Source organism: Streptomyces dangxiongensis (assembly GCF_003675325.1).
In the GTDB taxonomy this organism is placed as follows: Bacteria; Actinomycetota; Actinomycetes; order Streptomycetales; family Streptomycetaceae; genus Streptomyces; species Streptomyces dangxiongensis.
Genome location: NZ_CP033073.1, coordinates 2200698 through 2224373, shown reverse-complemented (window position 1 = coordinate 2224373; position 23676 = coordinate 2200698). Strand labels below are relative to the sequence as shown.

Below are 23676 nucleotides of genomic sequence, written 5' to 3'. Positions count from 1 at the left end.
CTCCACCGTGAAGGCGCCATGCCCCCGACTCTCGCCTCGCTCGTCCACCACTCCGCGCTGAAGCTGACCGTGCGCGCGGGCGAGGACCGTCTCGACGTGCCCGTCCGCTGGGCGCACGTCAGCGAGCTGGCCGACCCCGTGCCGTACATGGAGGGCGGCGAGCTGCTGCTGATCACCGCGCTGAAACTGGACGCCGAGAACCCGGAGGCCATGCGGCGGTATGTGCGGCGCCTCGCCGGCGCGGGCGTGGTCGGCCTGGGGTTCGCCGTGGGCGTCAACTACGAGCAGGTGCCCGAGCCGCTCGTCGACGCCTGCGCGCAGGAGGGGCTGCCGCTGCTGGAGGTGCCCCGCCGCACCCCTTTCCTCGCCATCAGCAAGGCGGTGTCCGCGGCGATCGCCGCCGACCAGTACCGCGCGGTCACGGCGGGCTTCGCCGCCCAGCGCGAGCTGACCCGGCAGGCGCTGAACGCCGGCCCCGAGGGCGTGCTCGGCGTGCTCGCCGGGCAGGTCGACGGCTGGGCCGCGCTGTACGACGCCTCGGGCTCCGTCGTCGCCGCCGCCCCGGACTGGGCCGGCCGGCGGGCCGCCCGGATCACCGCCGAGGTCGAGCGGCTGCGGGAGCGGCCCGCCCCCGCGTCGTCCGTCGTCGGCGGACCGGACCACGAGGACCGGGTGGAGCTGCACAGCCTCGGCACCGGCCGCCGCCCGCGGGCCGCGCTCGCCGTCGGCACGGCCGCGCCCCTCGGCACCGCCGAGCGGTACGCCGTCCACTCCGCCATCGCCCTGCTCACCCTCACCACCGAACGCTCCCGCTCCCTGTACGCGGCCGAGCAGCGCATCGGTACGGCGGTGCTGCGCATGCTGCTCGCCGGCGAGCCCGACCACGCGCGGGCCGTCGCCGGGGACCTGTACGGCGGGCTGCTCGACGCGCCGTTCCGGATGATCGTCGCCGAGTCCCCGGCCGGCGCGGCGGGCGAACCGCTGGGTGAACTCGCGGAGGCCGTGGAGTCCGCCGCGGCGCGGTCGGGGGGAGGCCGTGCTGGTCGTGCCCGAGGGGGAGCGGCTGGTGGTGCTGGCCGCCGACGAGGGTACGGCGGTGGCCGCGTGCGCCGCGTACGCGGCGGCGCGCGAGAGCGCGCGAGCCGTGCCCGAGCAGGGGCGTGCGCGTGCGGAGGAGAACGATCTGGTCGTCGGCCTGTCGGCGCCCGCCGGGCCGACCGCGGCGGCAGCGGCGTACAAGCAGGCCGGGCAGGCGCTGTCGGTGGCGCGGCGACGGGGGCGGGCGTTCGTGGAGCACGAGCAGTTGGCCGCCGGGTCCGTGCTGCCGCTGCTGGCCGACGACGCGGTGAAGGCGTTCGCCGACGGGCTGCTGCGGGCGTTGCGCGAGCACGACGCGACGGGGCGGGGCGATCTGGTGGCGTCGCTGCGGGCGTGGCTGTCCCGGCACGGGCAGTGGGACGCGGCCGCGGCCGACCTGGGCGTCCACCGGCACACGCTGCGGTACCGGATGCGCCGGGTCGAGGAGATCCTGGGGCGCAGCCTGGACGACCCGGACGTACGCATGGAGCTGTGGCTGGCCCTGAAGACGACGTCGACCGAGTGACCACCCCCGGGGCAGGCAGCCAGCTCTCCCGGGACACATCCCGACCCACCACGGCGGCCCGCCTCAGCCGGACCGGCGCATGCGGACATCCCGGCCCGCCACGGCGCTCCACCCCGGCGGGCCCGGCGCGCGCGGGCATCCCGGCCCGCCACGTGCGGCTCACCCCGCCAAACCGGCGCACCCCCCGCCCCGAGTGGTACGACACGGACAAGCGACCGTCCGGCGTCCCCGTCCTACCGTGGAGCACGCAAGCCAAGTACACCCCACAACGCGGAAGGGCCGGGACTCGTACATGACTTCCACCCATGCCTTCTGGCTCGCCGGCCGCCAGGTCACCGGCGAGGACAGCTTCGACGTCACCTCCCCGTGGGACGGCCGGCTCGTCGGGAAGGTCGGCGTGCCGACCGACGCCCAGGTCGAGGAGGCCGTGGCCGCCGCGTACGCCGTGCGGGACGAGTTCGCCGCCACCCCGGCGCACGTGCGCGCCGCCGCCCTCGACCACGTCAGCAAGCGGCTGGCCGAGCGCACCGAGGAGATCGCCGAGCTGATCTCCGCCGAGAACGGCAAGCCGATCAAGTGGGCCCGGGGCGAGGTCGGCCGTGCCGTCTCCGTGTTCCGGTTCGCCGCCGAGGAGGCCCGCCGGTTCAACGGCGGCGAGGCCCAGCGGCTCGACACCGACGCCGGCGGCCAGGGCCGGCTGGCGCTGACCCGCCGCTTCCCGAAGGGCGTCGTGCTCGGCATCGCGCCGTTCAACTTCCCGCTGAACCTGTGCGCCCACAAGGTCGCCCCGGCGATCGCCGCCGGCGCGCCGATCATCCTGAAGCCGGCCCCGGCCACGCCCCTCTCCGGTCTGATCCTGGGTGACCTGCTGGCCGAGACGGACCTGCCGGCCGGTTCCTGGTCGATCCTCCCGGTCGCCAACGACCGCATGCCCGCCCTCGTCCAGGACGAGCGCCTGCCGGTGATCTCCTTCACCGGGTCCGAGAAGGTCGGCTACGCGATCATGGACTCGGTGCCGCGCAAGCACTGCACGCTCGAACTCGGCGGCAACGGGGCGGCGGTCGTCCTCGGTGACTACGCCTCCGACGCCGATCTGGACTGGGCCGCGACCCGCATCGCGACCTTCTCCAACTACCAGGGCGGCCAGTCCTGCATCTCCGTGCAGCGGGTGATCGCCGACGCGTCCGTGTACGACCGGCTGCTGCCGCGCATCGTCGCCGCCGTCGAGGCCCAGGTCACCGGTGACCCCACCGACGACAGGACGGACGTCGGCCCGCTGGTCAGCGAGGACGCCGCCAAGCGCGTGGAGTCGTGGGTCGACGAGGCCGTCTCGGCGGGGGCGCAGCTCCTCACCGGCGGCAAGCGCGACGGCGCCTCCTACGCGCCGACCGTCCTCACCGACGTACCGGCCGACACCACGATCGCCTGCGAGGAGGTCTTCGGGCCCGTCCTCACCGTGCGGAAGGTGGACGGCGAGGCCGAGGCGTTCGACGCGGTCAACGACTCCAAGTACGGCCTCCAGGCGGGCGTGTTCACCCACGACCTCCAGGTCGCCTTCCGTGCCCACCGCGCCCTGGAGGTCGGCGGTGTGGTGATCGGCGACGTCCCGTCCTACCGCGCCGACCAGATGCCGTACGGCGGCGCCAAGCAGTCCGGCGTGGGCCGCGAGGGCGTCCGGTTCGCGATGGAGGACTACACCTACGAGCGCGTGCTGGTTCTCACCGGTCTCGCGCTCTGACCTGCCACGGACAGGTCGGAACAGGAACGGCCGCAGCCCACTGTGCGGGGGTTGCGGCCGTTCGTGCGTCCGCCGGTCCGGAAGGGGCCCGGCACCGGTTTCCCGCGGTGCCGGGCCCTTTCCCCGCGCCGGTTCCCCACGGACCCTCAGCCGGGGAAACCGACGTGCGCGAGCCGCAGGGGGCCGCGCAGCGTGAGGCGGACGTCGTGGACGCCCGCGGTGACGAGTCCGGTGGTGCGGGTGGTGTAGGCGTACGGGCCGGCGGTGGGGGTGTCCAGGGTGAGGGCGGCCAGCACCGGGCCGCCGTCCAGGGACACCTCCAGGGTCCCCTCGCCCGCCAGGTGTGCGGTCACCTCGGTCACCCCGGGGCCGAAGTCGCAGGCGCGGTAGACGAGTTCAGCGGTCCGGTCGTGGGCCGGGGTCACCGCGTCGCCCGCCGTTCTCGTCCAGTCCACGATCGCGATGCCGGACTGCTCGTCGAAGTCGACGGCCGGAAGGCCCCGTTCCAGCAGCGGTCGCGGGGTGGCGGGCCGGCCCCCGGGGCGGACGGTCGTGCGCAGCCGTACGTCCTCGCTGGACGCCCCGACCAGCAGCTCGTACGGGCCGTCCTCCAGTCGCCGGACGCCGTGCGCCACGTCCCAGAACTCCAGCGCGGACAGCGGGACCTCGAACGTGACCTCGGCCGTCTCGCCGGGGGCGAGCGTGAGCCGGCGGTGGTCCAGCAGTTCGCGGCGCGGGCGGGGCACCGAGGGGTCCACGGCCCGGCCGTAGAGCTGGACCACCTCGTCCGCCGGCCGGCCCCCGGTGTTGCCGACCGTGCAGCTCACGAGGACGGAGCCGGCCCGGACGCGGGCCGTCAGGCCGGCGTACGCGAAGGACGCGTACGACAGGCCGTGGCCGAACGGGAAGAGCGGGCTGCCGTCGAAGTAGAGGTAGGTCTGCCGGCCGCCGATCACGTCGTAGTCGAGGAGGCCGGGCAGATCGGCGTCGTCGGCGTACCAGGTCTGGGGGAGGCGGCCGGCCGGGGAGACGTCGCCGGCCAGCACCCGGGCCAGCGCGGTGCCCGCCGCCTGCCCGCCGTGCGCCGTCCACAGCGCGGCCGGGAGTGAGGCCGCGTCCACCGCGTACGGGTACGCCGACACGAGCGCCAGCACGGTGCGCGGGTTGGCCGCCCGGGCCGCGCGCAGCAGCCGCTGCTGGTGCTCCGGCAGCAGCAGCGTCGTACGGTCCTCGGTCTCGCGGCCGTTGATGTGCGGGTCGTTGCCCGCCACCACCACGACGACGTCGGCCTCGCCCGCCACCCGGGCCACCGCGTCCTCGCCCCGTTCGACCGTGACCACCTCGAACACGTCACCCGTGTCGGCAACCCGCAGGCCGTCGGCGGCGACACGGAGATGACGACCCGTGCCCAGGTGCTTGAGGAGGTGACCGTCGTGGTGCGGTTCCAGGCGGAACGTCTCCTGGACGACCCAGCCGCCGGGCTGGTCGGCGGAGGCCCGGACGTAGCCGTCCTCGGCGACCGAGAGGTAGCGGCCGTCGGGGGCGCGCAGGGTCAGCACTCCCTCGCCCCAGTCGGCCAGCGCGAACTCGGTGCCGGTGGCGTCGGTGGTGACCGGCGGCAGGTCGGTGCGCCCGGACAGCAGCGCGGGGTCCAGGGCGCCCTCGGCGCCGCGCGTCTCGTCGGGGGCGTCGGCCACGGGCACGGCGAGGAACGCGCCGGCCGCCGTCCGCAGCCGGACCCGGTCCACGCCCTCCGCGAACCGCACCCGCTCCGCGCCGAACCGCTCGTAAAGGCCTTCCAGCGGGGTGGAGCGGTGCAGGAGGCTGCCGCTGTACCAGTCCAGCTTGCACTCGTCGGCGAGCAGGCCGACGACCGCGAGACGGGTGTCCGGGGCGAGCGGCAGCAGGTCGCCGTCGTTCTTCAGCAGTACGATCGCCTGCTCGGCGGCCTCCTGCGCGAGCGCCCGGTGCGCGGGGGTGTCGAACGCGCCGGTGCCCGCGTGCGGGTCGTGCCGCGGGTCGAACTCGCCGAGCCGGAAACGGACGGACAGTTGGCGGCGCACGGCGGTGTCGATGTCCGCCTCCGTCAACAGGCCCCGGGTGAGGGCCCCTCGGACCCGGGCGGTGATCAGCGTGCCGTCCGTGCCGTGGTCGGTGAAGCTGTCCACGCCGGCCAGCAGGGCCGCCGCGGTGGCCGCCTCGTGGGTGTCGAAGTAGTGCTCCGCGTCGACCAGGTTGGAGGGCGCGCCCGCGTCCGAGCAGACCAGCAGCTCCTCGTCGGTCCAGGTGCGCAGGTGCTCGCGCAGGTAGGGGGAGACGTGGTTGGGGCGGCCGTTGACCAGGTTGTAGGCCGGCATCACCCCGGCCACCGCGCCCGCCTCGACCGTGTCCCGGAAGGCGCGCAGGTCGTACTCGTGCAGCACGCGCGGAGGCACGGAGGACGACGAAGTGGCGCGGTCCTGCTCGTTGTTGTGGGCCAGCCAGTGCTTCAGTACGGGGGCGGTACGCCAGTACCGGGGGTGGTCGCCCCGCAGACCGTGGGTGTACGCCGTGGCGATGGCCGATGTCAGCTTCGGGTCCTCCGCGTAGCCCTCCTCGTTACGCCCCCACAGCGGGTGGCGCAGCAGGTTGACCGTCGGGGCCCAGACGTTGAGGCCGACCCGCTCGTCGCGGGCGCGCATCGCGCGGATCTCCCTGGACACCGCCTCGCCGATCCGTCGTACGAGGTCCGGGTTCCAGGTCGCGCCGAGGCCGACGGCCTGCGGGAACACCGTCGCCGGGCCCATCCAGGCCACGCCGTGCAGCGCCTCCTGGCCGGTCCGCCAGGCGGCGATGCCCAGACGCTCCACGGCGGGCGTGAACTGGTGCAGGAAGGAGATCTTCTCCTCACGGGTGAGCCGGGCCAGCAGGTCCTCGACGCGCTTCGCGAACGGCAGAAGCGGATCGCGGAAGGGCGGGGTGGACGGCGAGTCGACGGTCACGAGTGGTTCCCCTTGCGAATGGAGCGGCACGACGCTTTCGAAGCGCTTCGATGCTCAGCCGGACGCGGCCGGGTGTCAAGGTGCCGGGGCGAAACATCACCGACTTCTCCTTGCTGCCACAGGCGTAACCGACTTCCCTGGCGGTCACCGGAGATCACAGGAATCTTGGTGACGGCCCTTGTGTGCCCCCAGGCGTTCACTTAACCTCGCAGCAACATCGAAGCGCTTCGACTGCCGAGTCCGCACCGGAGAACGCTTCCGCTCAGCCAGATCCACTCGAGACACCGCAGCCGACGGCCACCGCCGGGTGTCCTGGTGCGCCACGAAGGGTTGACGCAATGACGCCGAACGCCGCCTCCTCCGCTCCCAGCAGGAGAACCTTCCTCGCCTCCACCGCGGTCGCCGCCGCGGCGGTGACCGGGGGGATGCCGCTGCTCACCGCCTGCGGAAGCGCGGACAGCGGTGCGCGGGGAGGCACCTCGGCCGGCAAGAACGCCAGGAAACTGCTCCCGGCGTACGTGGCCGGAAACGTGGTGGCGCCGGACATCCCCGCCAAGAACGGCTCGGCCGCCGGGTTCACCCACCGGCTCGACCTCGCCGGCCTGAAGACGTCCGTGCCCAGGAAGCTCGGCAAGGGCAACAAGGTCACCGTCATGTCGCCGTTCTGGGGCTCCCCGCCCAAGCAGGACAACGCCTACTACAGGGCGATGAACGACCTCGTCGGCGTCGACGTCCGGTGGCAGAACCAGGACGGCAACACCTACGAGCAGAAGCTCGGCGCGGTCCTCGCCTCCAGCGACGTCCCCGACGTGGTGGTCATCCCCGGCTGGAACATGAACGGCAAGATCCCCAGCGCCGTCATCTCCAAGTTCGCCGACCTCGGCCCCTACCTCTCCGGCGACGCCGTCAAGGACTACCCGAACCTGGCCGCGATCCCCACGGACGCCTGGCAGCGCTCCATCTTCGGCGGCAAGCTGCGCGGCCTGCCCCAGCCCGCCCCGTACGTCACCGGCATCGTGCCCCTGTACCGCAAGGACGTCTTCGACAAGGAGGGCTACCGGGTGCCGCGCTCGGCGGACGAGTTCATGGCCCTCGCCAAGGACATCACCAATGCCAAGGCCAAGCGGTGGGCCTGTCTCGACATGAAGTGGACCGCCTTCCAGATGTTCGGCGTGTTTTCCGGCAGCGAGAAGCCGCTCGGCTGGAACCTGACCGACGGCAAGCTCGTCAACCGCATCGAGACCGACGAGTACCTCGAGACACTGGAATGGACCCGCAAGCTCTTCGCCGCCGGCGTCGTGCATCCCGACGCCGAGCTCGGCAAGAGCCAGGCCACCGACCCCGGCCCCAAGTTCGCGGCGGGCGAGTTCCTCATCTACGCCAACAACATCTCGCAGTGGTGGAGCCGTACCGCCGAACAGGCCACCCACAACCCCGAGTTCAAGATCTGGGGCATGGACGTCTTCGGCCACGACGGCGGTGACCCGCACCTGTGGGCAGAACAGCCCGCCGGGATCTTCGCCTTCGTCAACAAGAAGGCCTCCGAAGCGGTGATCCGGGACGTGCTCGCCGTCGCCGACGCCACCGCCGCGCCGTACGGCACCAAGGAGTACATGCTCACCAACTACGGCGTCGAGGGCACCCACTACACCGTCAAGAAGGGTGTGCCCACCAAGACCGACCAGGGCAACATCGACGTGCTCAACGCCTACGTCATGATCGCGAGTCCCGCCCCGACCATCGCCCACCCCGACTTCCCCGAGGTCGCCAAGGGCCAGGTCGAGTGGCAGCAGCGGATGGGCGCCTTCACCACCAAGTCCTCCTTCTACGGCATGCAGATCACCGAGCCCAGCCGCTACACCAACCTCGGCAACGACTTCGAGCAGTTGGAGGACGACGTCGTGCGCGGGCGCAAGAAGATCGGCGACATGCAGCAGGCCGTCTCCGACTGGAGGAGCAGGGGCGGCGACAAGCTGCGCGACTGGTACAAGAAGATCCTCGACGAGAACGGCCCGGCGGCCGGCTGACCCGAGGCACGAGGCAAGGAGAAGTCCGTGTCCCACAGCACGGTGCCTCGGAGCAGGGCCGAGGCCGACATGACTGCGACCCCGGCGGCGTCCGGCGACGCCACCGGTTCCCGTGACAGACGACGCGCGGCGAGGCCGAGCCTGCGCCTGAGATTCGGACGCGACCGCGTCCTGCTCCTGATGACGCTCCCGGCCGTCGTCCTGCTCCTGCTCTTCAACTACCTGCCGATCCTCGGCAACATCGTCGCCTTCGAGGACTACGACCCCTACGTCAGCGACAACGGCGTCGTCTCCATCCTGCACAGCCCCTGGGTCGGCCTGGCCAACTTCCAGCAGATCTTCCAGGACTCCGCGTTCTGGAACGCGATGTGGAACACGCTGGTGCTCTTCGTCCTCCAGCTAGTCCTCTACTTCCCGGTCCCGATCCTCCTCGCGCTGCTCATCAACAGCGTCGTCCGGCCCCGGGTGCGGGCCGTCGCGCAGGCCGTCCTCTACCTGCCGCACTTCTTCTCCTGGGTGCTGGTCGTCGCCGTGTTCCAGCAACTCCTGGGCGGCGCCGGGCTGTTCTCCCAACTGATGCGGCAGCACGGCTTCGACGGCCTCGACATCATGACCGACCCCGACACCTTCAAGTTCCTCGTCACCGCGCAGAGCGTGTGGAAGGACGCCGGCTGGGGGATCATCGTCTTCCTCGCCGCACTGGCCTCCGTCAGCCCCGATCTGTACGAGGCCGCCGCGATGGACGGCGCCGGCCGCCGGCGCCGCATGTGGCACGTCACGCTGCCCGCGCTGCGCCCGGTGATCGCGCTGCTGCTGGTGCTGCGCGTGGGTGACGCGCTGACCGTCGGCTTCGAGCAGATCCTGCTCCAGCGCGACGCGGTCGGACCGGGCGCCTCCGAGGTCCTGGACACCTTCGTGTGGTGGAACGGCGTCCGCAACCAGGACTTCGGCTACGCGGCCGCCGCCGGTCTCGTCAAGGGCGTGGTCAGCATCGGCCTGGTCCTCGCCGCCAACAAGGTGGCCCATCTCATGGGCGAGCAGGGGGTGTACCGGAAGTGACAGCCGTCCTCGGCCGACCGGCGGACCCGGCGGCGGACCCGGTGGTGGACCGGCCGCGCCGGTGGGCCGCCCCGCCCCGCCCGGCGTGGGAGGAGAAGCCGGGCGGGGCGGGCCTCGCGGGCAAGAGCCTCGTGCTCACGCTCGCCTGCCTGGGCGTCCTCTTCCCGCTGTGGATCGTCCTCGTCACCAGCCTGTCCTCGCGGAAGACCATCGACGAGGCCGGCGGCCTGGTCATGGTCCCCAAGGGCATCACCTTCGTCGCCTACCGGGAACTGCTCAGCGGCGGCCAGGTCACCCGGGCCGCGCTCGTCAGCATCGTCGTCACGCTGGTCGGCACGGTCTTCTCGATGACCGTGTCCGTGCTGTGCGCCTACGGCCTCTCGCGCAGCGGGTCGCTGGGGCACCGGTGGATCCTGATGGTGCTGATGGCCACCATGTTCTTCAGCGCCGGGCTCATCCCGACGTACCTGCTGGTGCAGTCCCTCGGGCTGACCGACACCTACCTCGCGCTGATCCTTCCCAGCGCGGTCAGCGTCTTCAACATCCTCGTCCTGCGGGGCTTCTTCATGGGCATCTCGCCCGAACTGACCGACAGCGCGCGCATCGACGGGGCGGGGGACATCCGCATCCTGTGGCAGATCGTGATGCCGCTCTCCCGGGCCGTCCTCGCGGTGATCACGCTGTTCTACGCGGTCGGGTACTGGAGCGCCTGGTTCAACGCGTCGCTTTACCTCAACGAGCAGGACATGATGCCGCTCCAGAACGTCATGATCCAGCTCGTGCAGAAACAGGAGGCCCCCGTGGGCCTCGGGCAGGCCATCAAGACGGGTGAACTGTCCGGGCTGGCCGTGCAGATGGCGGTCATGGTGATGGCCCTGCTGCCGGTCGCCGTGCTGTCGCCGTTCGTCCAGAAGCACTTCCGCAAGGGGATGCTGACGGGAGCGGTGAAGGGCTGACCGACCCCGTGGAAGCCGGGGGAGAGACCCACCCCCGGCCCCGGACCACCCACCCCCACCCGCGTCCAGTGAGGTACCCCATGCCCGATCCCAGCCGCAGAACCGTACTCGCCGTAAGCGCCGCCGCCGCGCTCGCCGGTCTGCCCACGCAGGCGCACGCGGCCGGGGCGCGGCGCCCGGCGTACCGCTGGCGCACGGCGGTGATCGGCGGCACCGGATTCGTCACCGGCATCCTCTTCCACCCCGCCGTCCCCGGCCTCGCCTACGCCCGCACGGACATCGGCGGTGCCTACCGCTGGGACCGGGACACCGACCGCTGGACCCCCGCTCACCGACCACCTCGGCTGGGACGACTGGAACCTCCTCGGGGTGGAGGCCCTGGCCGTCGACCCCGCCCACCCGGACCGGCTGTACCTCGCCCTCGGCACGTACGCCCAGCCCTGGGCCGGCGACGGCGCGTTCCTGCGCTCCGAGGACCGCGGCGCCACCTGGCACCGCACCGCCCTCCCCGCGCGGCTCGGCGCCAACGAGGACGGCCGCGGCACCGGCGAGCGGCTCCTCGTCGACCCCCGCGACAGCGACACCCTCTGGCTCGGCACCCGCCACGACGGGCTGCTCAGGTCGATCGACCGGGGCGCCACCTGGTCGAGGGCGACGGGCTTCCCTGCCACCCCGACCGGTACCGGCCAGGGCGTCACCCTTCTCGTCGCCGCCGGCCGCACCGTCCACGCCGGCTGGGGCGACGCCGACGGCACCCCCGCGCGGCCCAACCTGTACCGCACCACCGACGGCACCACCTGGGAACCCGTCCCCGGGCAGCCGGCCGGCACCTCCGCCAGGGTCCCGGTCCGTGCCGCCCACGACCACCACACCCGCGAGCTGTACGTCACGTACGCCGACGCCCCGGGCCCCAACGGCCAGTCCACCGGCAGCGTGCACAAGCTGGACACCGTCACCGGCGCCTGGACCGACGTCACCCCGGCCGTCCCGGGCGGCACCGACACCTTCGGGTACGGCGGGGTCGCCGTCGCCACCCGCCGCCCCGGCACGGTGGTCGTCTCCACCAACAACCGCTGGGCCGCCGTCGACACCCTGTACCGGACCACGGACGGGGGCCGTAGCTGGGTCTCCCTGAAGGACACCGCCGTCCTCGACGTCTCCGAGACCCCCTACCTCCGCTGGGGCCAGGACGAGCCCAAGTTCGGCTGGTGGATCCAGGCCGTCGCCGTCGACCCGTACGACCCGCGGCACGTCCTGTACGGCACCGGCGCCACGGTCTACGGCACGCGCGACCTCGTCCACTGGGCGCCCCGCGTCCGCGGCCTGGAGGAGACCTCCGTACGGCGGCTGATCTCGCCGCCCACCGGAGCGGCCCACCTGATCAGCGGGAACGGGGACATCGGCGTGCTGTACCACGACCGGCTCACCGCCTCCCCGGCGCGCGGCATGGCCACGAACCCCGTCTTCGGCACGGCGACCGGACTCGCGCTGGCCGCGGCGAAACCGTCGTACGTCGTGCGGACCGGGTGGGGCGACCACGGCAACGGCGCCTTCTCCGAGGACGGCGGACGCACCTGGGCCCCCTTCCCGGCCCAGCCCGCCCACGCCGGCGACGGCCCCGGACCGGTCGCCGTCAGCGCCGACGGCGGCGTGCTGCTGTGGGCCCTCACGAACGGGCCCGCCCACCGGTCGGCCGACGGCGGTGCCGGCTGGGAGGAGGTGCCCTCCTTCCCGCAGGGCGCCACCCCGGTGGCCGACCCGGCCGACCCGGCCGTCCTCTACGCCTACGACACCGGCACGGGCACGCTGTACGCCGGCACCGACCACGGCCGTACGTTCACCGCCCGCGCCACCGGACTGCCCGCCGGCGACAGTCAGTTCCAGCTCGCCGTAGCACCCGGGCGCACCGGAGACCTGTGGCTGAGCGCCAAGGAGCACGGGCTGTTCCGGTCCACCGACGGCGGGGTCGGCTTCACCGCGGTCGGTGGCGTCCGGGCCGCCTACACCCTCGGCTTCGGCAAGGCCGCGCCCGGCGCCTGCTACCCGGCGCTCTACCTGGTCGGCGCCACGGACTCCGGCCCCGCCGTCCTGCGCTCCGACGACCGGGCCAGGACCTGGACGCGTATCAGCGACGACGCGCACCGATGGGGCTGGACCGGGCAGGCGATCACCGGCGACCCGCGCATCCACGGCCGTGTCTACCTCGCCACCAACGGGCGGGGCATCCAGTACGGAGAACGCATATGAAACCGGCCCTCGCCGACGCCACCCGGGGCCGCATCCTCTTCGGCGGCGACTACAACCCCGAGCAGTGGCCCGAGGAGACCTGGCAGGACGACGTCCGGCTGATGAAGCAGGCCCGGGGGGTCAACTCCGTCACCCTCGGCGTCTTCTCCTGGTCCCGACTCGAACCCGAGCCGGGAGCACGCGAGTTCGGCTGGCTGGACCGGCTCATGGACCTCCTGCACGACAACGGCATCGGCGTCGTCCTCGCCACGCCCACGTCCTCCCCGCCGCCCTGGATGGGCCGGCTGCACCCCGACACCCTGCCCCGGGACGCCGACGGCCACATCGAGTGGTGGGGCGGCCGGCAGCACTTCTCGCACTCCAGCGCCACCTACCGCCGGTACGCCGCCGCCATCACCGAGGACCTCGCCGCCCGCTACGGCACCCACCCGGCCCTCACCATGTGGCACATCAACAACGAGTACTGCACCGCCGATCACGGCGACGAGGCCGCCGCCGCCTTCCGCCGCTGGCTACGGCAGCGCTACACCACCCTGGACGCGCTCAACTCCGCCTGGGGAACCGCCTTCTGGAGCCAGGGCTACGACACCTGGGACGGCATCCTGCCCCCACGCCGCGCCCACCACTACCTGAAGAACCCCGGCCAGGTGCTGGACTTCCGCCGCTTCACCTCCGACATGCTCCTGGAGTGCTACACCGCCGAACGGGACATCGTCCGCCGGCACACCCCGCACCTCCCCGTGACCACCAACTTCATGCCGCTGTGGATCGGGCAGGACGCCTGGCGCTGGGCCCGGGAGGAGGACGTCGTCTCCGTCGACCTCTACCCCGACCCGCGCGATCCGCTGGGCGCGCAGCACGGGGCGCTCGTGCAGGACCTCACCCGTTCGCAGGCGCGCGGGCCGTGGATGCTCATGGAACAGGCGGCCGGACCGGTCAACTGGCGAGGTGTGAACCACCCCAAGCCGCGCGGTCTCAACCGCCTGTGGTCGTTCCAGGCCGTCGCCCGCGGCGCCGACGCCGTCTGCTACTTCCAGTGGCGCCAGTCCCGGCAGGGCGCCGAGAAGTTCCACTCCGGGATGGTCGGCCACGCGGGGGAGCAGGGCCGCGCCTACCAGGAGGTCCGGCAGCTCGGGGCCGAACTGGAGCGGATCTCAGGGGACGTGAGCGGCGGCCGGATCGACGCGGACGTCGTCGTCCTGCACGACTGGCACTCCTGGTGGGCCGGCGCGCACGAGGGGCGGCTGTCGACGCTCGTGGACCTCCCGGAGGTGCTCACCGCATGGCACCGGGCCCTGTGGGAGGCCCATCTGACCACCGACTTCGCCCACCCGGAGCACGACCTGTCCGGCTACCGGCTCGTCGTCGTCCCGCAGTTGTACCTCCTCACCGACGCCGCCGTCGCCAACCTCCTCGCGTACGTCCGCGGCGGCTCCACCCTCGTCTGCGGTTTCCTCACCGGCGTCGCCGACGAGGACGACCGGGTCAGGACCGGCGGCATGGACGCCCGGCTGCGCGAGCTGTTCGGCATCCGCACCCTGCACGAGTGGTGGCCGCTGGAGGCGGGGGAGACCGTGGCGTGCGAGGGCTTCCGCGGCACGCTGTGGTCGGAGGAGATCGAACCGGAGCCGGGGGCCGCCGAGACCGTGCCGTACCGGGGCGGCGAACTCGACGGGCTGCCCGCCGTGCTGCGCCGGGGCCGCGCCTGGTACGTCTCCACCCTCCCCGAGCCGGACGCGCTGCGCACCCTGCTGTCCGGCATCGCCGCGGGCGCGGGGGTGCGGCCGGTGCTCGACGGGCTCCCGGCGGGGGTGGAGGCGGTGCGCCGCGGGGAGCTGCTGTTCCTGCTCAACCACGGGCGGGAGCAGATCACCGTCCAGGTGCCCGGCACGCATCACGACCTGCTCGGCGGTACGGACGTCACGGACGAGGTCACCCTCGGCCGCCACGGGGTGGCGGTGCTGCGGTCATGAGCCGCACCCCGGTCCACGGCACCTGGGAACCGGCCGCGGCCGCCCGCTGGGAGGACGCCTTCCTGAGCGGGAACGGCCACCACGGCGCCCTCGTGTCCGGTGACCCGAACGACGAGCGGGTCGTCGTCACCCATCACACCCTGGTGCGGCCCAACGGCGCCGAGCACGCCCGGCCACCCCGGCTCGCCGCGGAACTGCCCGCCGTCCAGGACCGGTTGCTCGCCGGCGACCTCACCGCCGCCGACAGCTTCACCGACGGCCGGCCGTTGCAGTGGGTGCAGCCCTTCCATCCGGCCTTCCGGATCCGGCTGCGCAGACCGGCGGGCGCCGGGCCCGACGGCCACCACCGTGCCGTCGACTTCACCACCGGCGAGGTCACCGCGGTCCGCGCCGGCACCGGCAGCCGCGTCTTCGTCTCCCGCGCCGACGACGTCATCGTGCACGAGGTCACCGCCGGCGATCTCGATGTCTGCCTGGACCACCGGCTGCCGGGCGCCCCCACCGGACTGCGGGTCGGCCAGGGCACCCTGCTCACCCCCGAGGGCGCCCTGCTCAGCCTGCGCGCCCGCTACCCGGACAGCGACCGCGCCTACACCGGCGTGACCCTCGTCGCCGCCGTCGGCGGCCGTACCGAACTCGTCCCACAGGGCGTCCGCGTCACCGGCGCCCGCTCGGTGCTGCTGCTCACCCGGGTGCGCCGGCACAGCGGCGAGGCGGACGTCGTCGCAGAGGCCCGGCAGCTCCAGGACCTGCTCGACGGCACCGAGCGGTCGTACGACAGCCTGCTCGGCCGCCATCTGGCCCGGCACCGCGCCGCCTACCTGCGGGTGACCCTCGACCTCGGCGCCGATCCGGCCGAGCGCGCCCTGCCCGGCTCCGAACTGCTGCGGCGCCCGCACAGCCCGGCCCTGCTGGAACGGCTCTTCGCCGCCGGCCGCTACCACCTGCTCTCCAGCAGCGGCCTGCTCCCGCCCCGGCTCACCGGACTGTGGACCGGCGACTGGGATACCGCCTGGTCGGGGGCGTTCACCACGAACGCCAACCTCAACCTCCAGACCGCCGCCGCACCCGCCGCCGCCCTGCCCGAGGTCACCGAATCCCTGGCCGCCCTCATCGAGCGGCAGTTGCCGGACTGGCGGGCCAACGCGCGCGCCGTCTTCGGCGCCCGGGGCGCGGTCGCGCCCTCGCACACCGACGGCGAGTCCGGGCTGACGTACCACTTCAGCCGCGACCACCCGCTGCATCTGTGGACCGCCGGCGCGGACTGGCTGCTCAAACCGCTGGTCGACCACGACGAGATCCGCGGCGCCCAGGACCCGCGCACCGCCGCCGCCCTCGCCGAGGCGGCCGTCTTCTACGAGGACTTCCTCACCCGCACCGACGCCGACGGCCACCTCGTCGTCGTACCCTCCTACTCGCCCGAGAACCGCCCCGCGAACGGCGGCCCGGCCGCGGTCAACGCGGCCATGGACCTCTCCGCCGCCCGGCACACCCTGCGCACCGCCGCCCGGTACCACCCCGAACGCGCCGCCGCCTGGTCGGCCCTGGCGGACCGGCTGCCCCCGCACCGGATCAACGCCGACGGCGCCCTCGCCGAATGGGCCTGGCCGGGACTCGACGACAACTACGACCACCGTCACCTCAGCCACCTGTACGGCGTCTGGCCGCTGGAGGAGATCAACCCGTACGACACCCCGCGCCTGGCCGCCGCAGCCCGCCGGGCGCTCGCCCTGCGCGGTGCCGAGAACGACTCCGCCCACGGCCACCTGCACCACGCCCTGGTCGCCGCCCGGCTAGGGGACACCGCCCGGGCCGCCGGCGCCCTGCGCCGGGTCCTGGCCGGCGACTTCTTCCACGCCTCCCTGATGAGCGCCCACTACCCGCACCGCGACGTCTACAACGCGGACGCCGCGCACACCCTGCCCGGCGTGCTGATCGAGATGCTCGTCCAGTCCACCCCCCACCGGCTGGTCCTGCTGCCGGCCGTACCGGACGCCTGCCCCAGCGGTGAACTGCGCGGCATACGCACCCGGTTCGGCGCGGAACTCGACCTCGGCTGGAGCCCGGACGGTGTCCGCGCCGTCCTGCGGCCCCACCGCACCCACCGCATCGAACTGCGGACTTCCTCCGGCGCCGAGCCGCTCGACCTGGTCGCCGGAGAAGAACGCGTCCTCACCCTGAGGGCGCGGCAACCAGCACCACCTCCCCCACCTCCCCCACCCATGGAAGGGACACCATGGCAACAAGCACACGGACCAGGGTCGTCAAGGCCCTGATCGCCCCCGCCCTCGCCCTCGGCGCCACCGTCGGCCTCGCCTCGGCACCCGCCTCCGCCGCCGTCTGGAACTCCTGCGACCAGTGGGGCAGCACCACCCTGAACGGCTACACCCTCTACAACGACATCTGGGGCTCCGGCGCCGGCAGCCAGTGCATCTGGGCCGACTCCGGCACCAACTGGGGCGTCCGGGCGAACCACCCGAACACCGGCGGCATCAAGTCCTACCCCAACGCCAAGAAGGTCATCAACAAGCCGATCGGCTCCCTGACCTCCCTCACCAGCAGCTACAACGTCACCGTCCCGGCGTCCGGCGCGTACAACACGTCGTACGACATCTGGGACACCGGCTACAAGTACGAGATCATGCTCTGGGTCAACAAGACCGGCGCCGTCGGCCCGCTCGGCGGCTCCCAGGGCACCGTCACCCTCGGCGGTTCAACCTGGACCGTCTACAAGGGCAACAACGGCTCCAACGAGGTCTTCTCCTTCGTCCGCAGCTCCAACTCCGGCTCCGGCACGGTCAACATCCTGCCGATCCTGAAGTGGATCAAAGACACCAAGGGCTGGTTCGGCAACGTGACCATCGGCGACGTCCAGTTCGGCTACGAGATCACGTCCTCATCCGGCGGACTGGACTTCACCACCAACAGCCTCAGCGTCAGCAGCGGCTGAGCCGTCGGGGCCGGCTCCCTCTCCAGGGGCCGGCCCCTCCCGGTCCTACTCCGCGACCGGCAGCCGCGCCCCGTCCCGCAGGAACAGCGGGATCCGGTCCAGCGGCGCGTCCACCGTCACCGCCGCACCGCCCTCGTACGTCACACCCGTCCACGCGTCCGTCCAGCGCGCGCCCGCCGGGAGGTACGCCGTCCGGGCCGTCGCACCCGCCGTCAGTACCGGGGCGACGAGCAGGTCCCGGCCGAAGAGATAGGCGTCGTCCACCGCCCAGGCCGCCTGGTCCGCCGGGAACTCCAGGAACAGCGGGCGCATCACCGGCAGACCCTCCTCGTGCGCCTCCCGCATCACCGTCAGGACGTACGGCCTCAGCCGCTCGCGCAGCCGCAGGAAGCGCTCCAGGATCGCACCGGCCTCCTCGCCGTACGACCACACCTCGTTCGGGCCGCCCGTCATCTCCGGGCCGAGCGGCATGCCCGGGTCCCGGAAACCGTGCAGCCGCATCAGCGGGGACAGCGCGCCGAACTGGAACCAGCGCACCAGCACCTCCCGGTACGCCGGGTCGTCCGGGTCGCCGCCGTGGAAGCCGCCGATGTCGGTGTTCCACCACGGGATGCCGGACAGGGCGGTGTTCAGCCCGGCCGCTATCTGCCGGCGCAGGGTCGCGAAGTCGGTGCCGATGTCACCGGACCACAGCGCGGCACCGTACCGCTGACTGCCCGCCCACGCCGAGCGGTTGAGGGTGATCACCTCCTGCTCGCCGGACGCGCGCAGGCCCTCGTGGAAGGTGCGGGCGTTCTCGGCCGGGTAGAGGTTGCCGACCTCCAGGCCGGGGCCCGCCCAGTACCGCAGATTCTCCTGGAAGCCGGGCTTCAGCTCGGGCTCGCACGCGTCCAGCCAGAAGGCGGTGATGCCGTACGGGACCAGGTAGTTGTCGCGGACGCGCGACCACACGAACTCCCGGGCCTCGGGGTTCGTGGCGTCGTAGAACGCGACCTGGACGGTGGAGTCGACGCCCTTGTCCGGCCAGTCGGCGTGCGCCAGCGGCCCGTACTGCGTGCCGATGAAGTGGCCGCGCTGCTCCATCACCGGGTGGTTCTCCGACAGCGGCGACACCGACGGCCAGACGGAGACGACCAGCTTGACGCCGAGTTCCTCCAGCTCCCGCACCATCGCCGCCGGGTCGGGCCATTCCTTCGGGTCGAACTTCCACTCGCCCAGGTGGGTCCAGTGGAAGAAGTCGCAGACGATCGCCGCGAGGGGCAGCCCCCGGCGCCTGTACTCCCGGGCCACCGCGAGGAGTTCGTCCTGCGTGCGGTAGCGCAGCTTGCACTGCCAGAAGCCCGCCGCCCACTCCGGCAGCATCGGCGACCGCCCGGTCACCGCGCTGTAGGCGCGCTGACCGTCGGCCGGCGTGCCCGCCGTGATCCAGTAGTCGATCTGCCGGGCGGAGTCCGCGACCCACCGGGTGCCGTTGCCCGCCAGCTCCACCCGGCCGATCGCCGGGTTGTTCCACAGCAGGGTGTAGCCGCGGCTGGAGACCAGCACCGGCACGCTGACCTCGGCGTTGCGCTGCACCAGGTCCAGCACCAGGCCCTTCTGGTCGAGGCGGCCGTGCTGGTGCTGGCCCAGGGCCGTACAGCTTCTCGCCCTCGTAGGCGGCGAACCGCTGCTCCAGCCGGTGGTGCCCGTTGCCGACCGCCGTGTACAGGCGGGGGCCCGGCCACCAGAAGTGGGCGTGCTCCTCGGCCAGCAGCTACGGTCGTCGGTGCGCAGAAAGCGGATCAGTCCCTCGGCGGACACCTCGACGGTCAGGGCGCCGACGGTCAGCCGTCCCACGCCGTCACCGGTCACGACGGTGATGCCCGGGGCGGGCGGCGGTTCGAGGAGTGCCCCGGGCAGCCCCTGGAGCACCGGGCCGCCGAGCCGGGCCCGCACCCGGACCGCGTCCGGACCCCACGGCTCGATCCGCACCGTCTCCTGACGGCCGCTCCACTCCAGCGCCCCGTCCCGTTCCCGGAGCGTGCCGACGGTGGGGGAGGACTGGGCGAGGCTGATCGCGGGCTGCGCGACGGCAGGCTGGTTCACGGCGGCTCCCGAGGAGAGACGTGCGGACGGATGCGGGACAGGCGGGCGGGCGTATCCCACCGGCGCGGGGGGCGCGGGCGCGGGGCGCGGGGCGCGCGGGGCGCGCGGGGCGCGGGCGGGGACGGGCCGGGACGCGGTCGGTGAGAGGCGGTGGGCCGGAAAGCGGTGGGGGTGGGGGGGAAGGCGGTGCGCCGGGGAAGCGGCGGGGAGAAGGTGGTGGGCCGGGGGACGGGGTGGGGCCGGCGGTGGTGGGCCGTGGGCCGGGGCGCGGTGGGTCAGGACGTCGCGGGTGCCGGTCCCGAACTCGCCCGTACCGTCAGCTCGGGTGCGAGCAGCTCGACCTCGTCGCCGTCCCGCCCCTCCAGCTTGGCGACCAGATGTTCCACGGCGTGCCGGCCCAGCTCCTGGGCGGGCACGGCGACCGAGGTCAGCCGCACCGAGGCCTGGACGGCGACCTGTTCCGGGCAGACCGCGACCACGGACACGTCCTCGGGCACGGCCCGGCCCTGCTGGCGCAGCAGCGCGAGCAGCGGCTCCACCGCCGACTCGTTCTGCACCACGAACCCGGTCGTCCCCGGGCGCTCGTCGAAGATCCGGGCCAGCGTGAGGGCCATCGCGTCGTATCCGCCCTCGCAGGGCCGGTGCAGCACCCGTACCGCCGTCTCCCGGGCCCGGGAGCGCAGCCCGTCGAGCGTGCGCTCGGCGAAGCCGGTGTGTCGCTCGTAGACCGCCGGGGCCTCGCCGATGACAGCGATGTCACGGTGGCCGAGCCCGGCCAGGTGCTCCACACAGAGCGCGCCCGTGGCGCTCCAGTCCAGATCCACGCAGGTCAGGCCGGCGGTGTCGGCGGGCAGGCCGATCAGTACCGAGGGCTGGCCGGTCGCCCGCAGCAGCGGGAGCCGCTCGTCGTCCAGCTCCACGTCCATCAGGATCATGGCGTCGGCGAGCCCGCTGCCGGTGACCCGGCGCACCGCGTCGGGCCCCTCCTCGCCGGTGAGCAGCAGGACGTCGTAGCCGTGCGTGCGGGCCGTGGTGGCCACCGCGATGGCGATCTCCATCATCACCGGCACGTACATGTCGGTACGGAGCGGGATCATCAGCGCGATGATGTTGGAACGGCTGCTCGCCAGGGCGCGGGCACCCGCGTTCGGGTGGTATCCCAGTTCCCGGATGCTCTGCTCGACCCGGTGCCGGGTGGTGGTGGAGATGGACCGCTTGCCGCTGAGGACATAGCTCACCGTGCTCGCCGAGACTCCGGCGTGCTGGGCGACCTCGGCGAGGGTGACCATCCAGCTCTCCCAACCTGGTGAAGCGCTTCGACAATGCGCGCTGCCGACATGACGAGTAAGGGTGAGGAGGACATTAGCTCCAGCCGGGCCGGGGTGTCCATAGGCCGTCGAAGCGCTTCGACAACTTTCCCGGTGCCATCGGACCGCTTCCACAGTCTCCCCTGAACCGCCCCTGCCATCCGCCGGCGGGCCTTTCGGCCGTTCGGACGCGCGAGGGGTGGTGGGGCCGGTGCGTTTCGGGTACCAACGATCCAGTAGCACCGATCGGTCGTGAACCATCCCCCTCATCCCTTTTCGCGGCGAGGTGAGCCTTCATGTCCGCCCCCTCCACCCCACGCACCACCGTCACCGAGCGCGAGGCCCGACAGGTGGCGGAGGCCGCCCGGGAACAGGACTGGCGCAAGCCCAGCTTCGCCAAGGAACTCTTTCTCGGACGCTTCCGGCTCGACCTCATCCACCCCCACCCGCTCCCCGCCGACGAGTCGGTCCGGCGCGGCGAGGAGTTCCTGGCGAAGCTGCGCGCCTTCTGCGAGTCGGGCATCGACCCGGCCCGCATCGAGCGCGAGGCCCGCATCCCCGACGAGGTCGTGGCCGGCCTCAAGGAACTCGGCGCCCTCGGCATGAAGATCGATCCCCGGTACGGCGGTCTCGGCCTCAGCCAGCTCTACTACAACAAGGCCCTCGCCCTGGTCGGCTCCGTCAGCCCCGCCGTCGGCGCGCTCCTCTCCGCCCACCAGTCGATCGGCGTCCCGCAGCCGGTGAAGCTGTTCGGCACCCAGGAGCAGAAGGACGCCTTCCTGCCCCGCTGCGCCCGCACCGACATCTCCGCCTTCCTGCTCACCGAGCCGGACGTCGGCTCGGACCCGGCCCGGCTCGCCACCACGGCCGTGCCGGACGGCGACGACTACGTCCTCGACGGGGTGAAGCTGTGGACCACCAACGGGGTGGTCGCCGACCTGCTCGTGGTCATGGCGCGCGTGCCGAGGTCCGAGGGCCACAAGGGCGGCATCACCGCGTTCGTGGTGGAGGCCACGTCCAAGGGCATCACCGTGGAGCACCGCAACGCCTTCATGGGCCTGCGCGGCATCGAGAACGGCGTCACCCGCTTCCACCGGGTCCGCGTCCCCGCCGCCCACCGCATCGGCCCCGAGGGCGCGGGGCTCAAGATCGCCCTCACCACCCTGAACACCGGCCGGCTCTCGCTGCCCGCCATGTGCGCCGGCGCCGGGAAGTGGTGTCTGAAGATCGCCCGCGAATGGGCGGCGGAGCGCGAGCAGTGGGGCAAGCCGGTCGCACTGCACGAGGCCGTCGGCTCCAAGATCAGCTTCATCGCGGCCACCACCTTCGCCCTGGAGGCCGTCCTCGACCTGTCCTCGCAGATGGCTGACGAGGACCGCAACGACATCCGCATCGAGGCCGCCCTCGCCAAGCTCTACGGCTCCGAGATGGCCTGGACGATGGCCGACGAGCTGGTCCAGATCCGCGGCGGCCGGGGCTACGAGACGGCCGAGTCGCTGCGGGCGCGGGGCGAGCGCGGTGTCCCGGCCGAGCAGATCCTGCGCGACCTGCGCATCAACCGCATCTTCGAGGGCTCGACGGAGATCATGCATCTGCTGATCGCCCGCGAGGCCGTCGACGCCCACCTCTCGGTCGCCGGTGATCTCATCGACCCCGACAAGTCCCTGTCCGCCAAGGCCAAGGCGGGCGCGAGCGCGGGTGTCTTCTACGCCAGGTGGCTGCCGAAACTGGTCGCGGGCCCGGGACAACTGCCCACCTCGTACGGCGACTTCCGGCACGGCATCGACCTCTCCGGCCACCTGAGGTACGTCGAGCGCACGGCCCGCAAACTGGCCCGCTCCACCTTCTACGCCATGTCCCGCTGGCAGGGCCGGATGGAGACCAAGCAGGGCTTCCTGGGCCGGATCGTGGACATCGGCGCGGAACTGTTCGCGATGAGCGCGGCCTGCGTCCGGGCCGAGCGCCTGCGCACCCGGGGCGAGCACGGCCGCGAGGCCTACCAGCTCGCCGACGCCTTCTGCCGCCAGGCCCGCATCCGGGTGGACGAACTCTTTACCCGGCTGTGGACCAACACCGACGACCTGGACCGCAAGGTGGTCGAGCAGGTCCTCGGCGGCGCGTACGAGTGGCTGGAGGAGGGCATTCTCGACCCTTCGGGCGACGGTCCGTGGATCGCCGACGCGACCCCCGGTCCGAGCGCCCACGACAACGCCCGCCGTCCGTTCGGGAACTAGCAGTACTTGTCGCTCGGGTCCCGCGTCGTCCAGGAGCAGGAGCCGACCTTGGTGCCGCTCGCCTTGGTCAGCGTGGCCGTGTCCCTGTCGTTGTTCCAGACGTAGGCACGGCGGTCCTGGTACTTGTCCGACGCGGTGTCCGAGCCGCTCCCGGTGTGGACCTTCAGATACTTCCCGGCACCGATCCTGACGTTCGGGAAGACGTACTTGTGGTTCGAGGCGTCCTTGAGGACCCAGCCCTTGAGGGAGACCGCGGAACCGCTGGTGTTCTTGAGCTGCACCCACTCGGCGTTCAGGCTCTTGTTCGAGCGGTTGTCCGAGCCCGGGCTGTCGAACCAGACGTGATGGATCCGCACGCCCCCGGCGGCCTCGGCCGGGGTGCTGAGCAGGGTGCCGGTGAGCACGGCGGCTCCGGCGAAGGCGGGCAGGGCAGCGCGCAGGTGCGCAGTACGCATGGAGATCCCCCCAGGATGTCGTCCGCGAAAGCGTGAGGACAGAAGTGTTATCATATGATCT

The 23676-nt window shown here is 72.6% G+C and carries 11 protein-coding genes and 3 pseudogenes; 10 read left to right on the top strand and 4 right to left on the bottom strand.

The features are described 5' to 3' along the window. Nucleotides 1-18: 18 nt before the first annotated feature. Nucleotides 19-1603: pseudogene (locus D9753_RS09760) on the top strand (PucR family transcriptional regulator). Nucleotides 1604-1895: 292 nt separating this feature from the next. Next, nucleotides 1896-3341, top strand: a complete 1446-nt coding sequence (locus D9753_RS09755) for an aldehyde dehydrogenase family protein (protein ID WP_121786643.1) — start codon at nt 1896-1898, stop codon at nt 3339-3341. 146 nt (nt 3342-3487) lie between these two features. Here D9753_RS09755 and D9753_RS09750 read toward each other — a convergent pair whose 3' ends face one another. Then, the gene (locus D9753_RS09750) at nt 3488-6322 is read right to left on the bottom strand and encodes a glycoside hydrolase family 3 protein (RefSeq protein WP_121786642.1); all 2835 of its coding nucleotides are present in this window, start codon (nt 6320-6322) and stop codon (nt 3488-3490) included. 338 nt (nt 6323-6660) lie between these two features. Here D9753_RS09750 and D9753_RS09745 point away from each other — a divergent pair, with 338 nt between their 5' ends. The 7 genes and pseudogenes from D9753_RS09745 to D9753_RS09715 all read left to right on the top strand — a co-directional run bounded on the left by D9753_RS09745 (nt 6661) and on the right by D9753_RS09715 (nt 17534). Beyond that, entirely contained in the window at nt 6661-8349 is a 1689-nt protein-coding gene (locus tag D9753_RS09745) for an extracellular solute-binding protein (RefSeq protein WP_121786641.1), read from the top strand. A gap of 27 nt (nt 8350-8376) precedes the next feature. Next, nucleotides 8377-9408, top strand: a complete 1032-nt coding sequence (locus tag D9753_RS09740; RefSeq protein ID WP_121786640.1) for an ABC transporter permease — start codon at nt 8377-8379, stop codon at nt 9406-9408. After that, a complete protein-coding gene (locus D9753_RS09735; protein ID WP_205614103.1) occupies nt 9405-10364 on the top strand; it encodes a carbohydrate ABC transporter permease in 960 nt (319 codons plus the stop codon). The genes D9753_RS09740 and D9753_RS09735 overlap by 4 nt, the downstream gene beginning before the upstream one ends. A gap of 80 nt (nt 10365-10444) precedes the next feature. After that, a pseudogene (locus D9753_RS09730) lies at nt 10445-12611 on the top strand (1,4-beta-glucanase). Continuing rightward, a complete protein-coding gene (locus tag D9753_RS09725) occupies nt 12608-14584 on the top strand; it encodes a beta-galactosidase (protein WP_121786639.1) in 1977 nt (658 codons plus the stop codon). Before D9753_RS09730 ends, D9753_RS09725 begins: the two are co-directional and overlap by 4 nt. Continuing rightward, complete coding sequence (locus D9753_RS09720) at nt 14581-16860, top strand: glycosyl hydrolase family 95 catalytic domain-containing protein (RefSeq protein ID WP_121786638.1); 2280 nt, start codon at nt 14581-14583, stop codon at nt 16858-16860. The genes D9753_RS09725 and D9753_RS09720 overlap by 4 nt, the downstream gene beginning before the upstream one ends. Continuing rightward, on the top strand, nt 16821-17534 hold the full coding sequence (locus D9753_RS09715; RefSeq protein ID WP_121786637.1) for a glycoside hydrolase family 12 protein: 714 nt from the start codon (nt 16821-16823) through the stop codon (nt 17532-17534). The genes D9753_RS09720 and D9753_RS09715 overlap by 40 nt, the downstream gene beginning before the upstream one ends. Before the next feature lie 45 nt (nt 17535-17579). Here D9753_RS09715 and D9753_RS09710 read toward each other — a convergent pair. After that, a pseudogene (locus tag D9753_RS09710) lies at nt 17580-19619 on the bottom strand (glycoside hydrolase family 31 protein). Nucleotides 19620-19894: 275 nt separating this feature from the next. Further along, nucleotides 19895-20908, bottom strand: coding sequence for a LacI family DNA-binding transcriptional regulator (locus D9753_RS09705; RefSeq protein WP_121786636.1), 1014 nt, complete (start codon nt 20906-20908; stop codon nt 19895-19897). 314 nt (nt 20909-21222) lie between these two features. Here D9753_RS09705 and D9753_RS09700 point away from each other — a divergent pair, with 314 nt between their 5' ends. Further along, the gene (locus tag D9753_RS09700) at nt 21223-23160 is read left to right on the top strand and encodes an acyl-CoA dehydrogenase family protein (protein WP_121786635.1); all 1938 of its coding nucleotides are present in this window, start codon (nt 21223-21225) and stop codon (nt 23158-23160) included. Here D9753_RS09700 and D9753_RS09695 read toward each other — a convergent pair. Then, entirely contained in the window at nt 23157-23615 is a 459-nt protein-coding gene (locus tag D9753_RS09695) for a lamin tail domain-containing protein (RefSeq protein WP_121786634.1), read from the bottom strand. The genes D9753_RS09700 and D9753_RS09695 overlap by 4 nt on opposite strands. Nucleotides 23616-23676: the final 61 nt, after the last annotated feature.

Excerpts from the sequence above, each read along its gene's own strand:
- D9753_RS09745 (WP_121786641.1), top strand. The coding sequence starts at position 6,661 with ATGACGCCGAACGCCGCCTCCTCCGCTCCCAGCAGGAGAACCTTCCTC.
- D9753_RS09700 (WP_121786635.1), top strand. The coding sequence starts at position 21,223 with ATGTCCGCCCCCTCCACCCCACGCACCACCGTCACCGAGCGCGAGGCC.
- D9753_RS09705 (WP_121786636.1), bottom strand. The coding sequence starts at position 20,908 with ATGGTCACCCTCGCCGAGGTCGCCCAGCACGCCGGAGTCTCGGCGAGC.
- D9753_RS09720 (WP_121786638.1), top strand. The coding sequence starts at position 14,581 with ATGAGCCGCACCCCGGTCCACGGCACCTGGGAACCGGCCGCGGCCGCC.
- D9753_RS09725 (WP_121786639.1), top strand. The coding sequence starts at position 12,608 with ATGAAACCGGCCCTCGCCGACGCCACCCGGGGCCGCATCCTCTTCGGC.
- D9753_RS09755 (WP_121786643.1), top strand. The coding sequence starts at position 1,896 with ATGACTTCCACCCATGCCTTCTGGCTCGCCGGCCGCCAGGTCACCGGC.
- D9753_RS09715 (WP_121786637.1), top strand. The coding sequence starts at position 16,821 with ATGGCAACAAGCACACGGACCAGGGTCGTCAAGGCCCTGATCGCCCCC.
- D9753_RS09695 (WP_121786634.1), bottom strand. The coding sequence starts at position 23,615 with ATGCGTACTGCGCACCTGCGCGCTGCCCTGCCCGCCTTCGCCGGAGCC.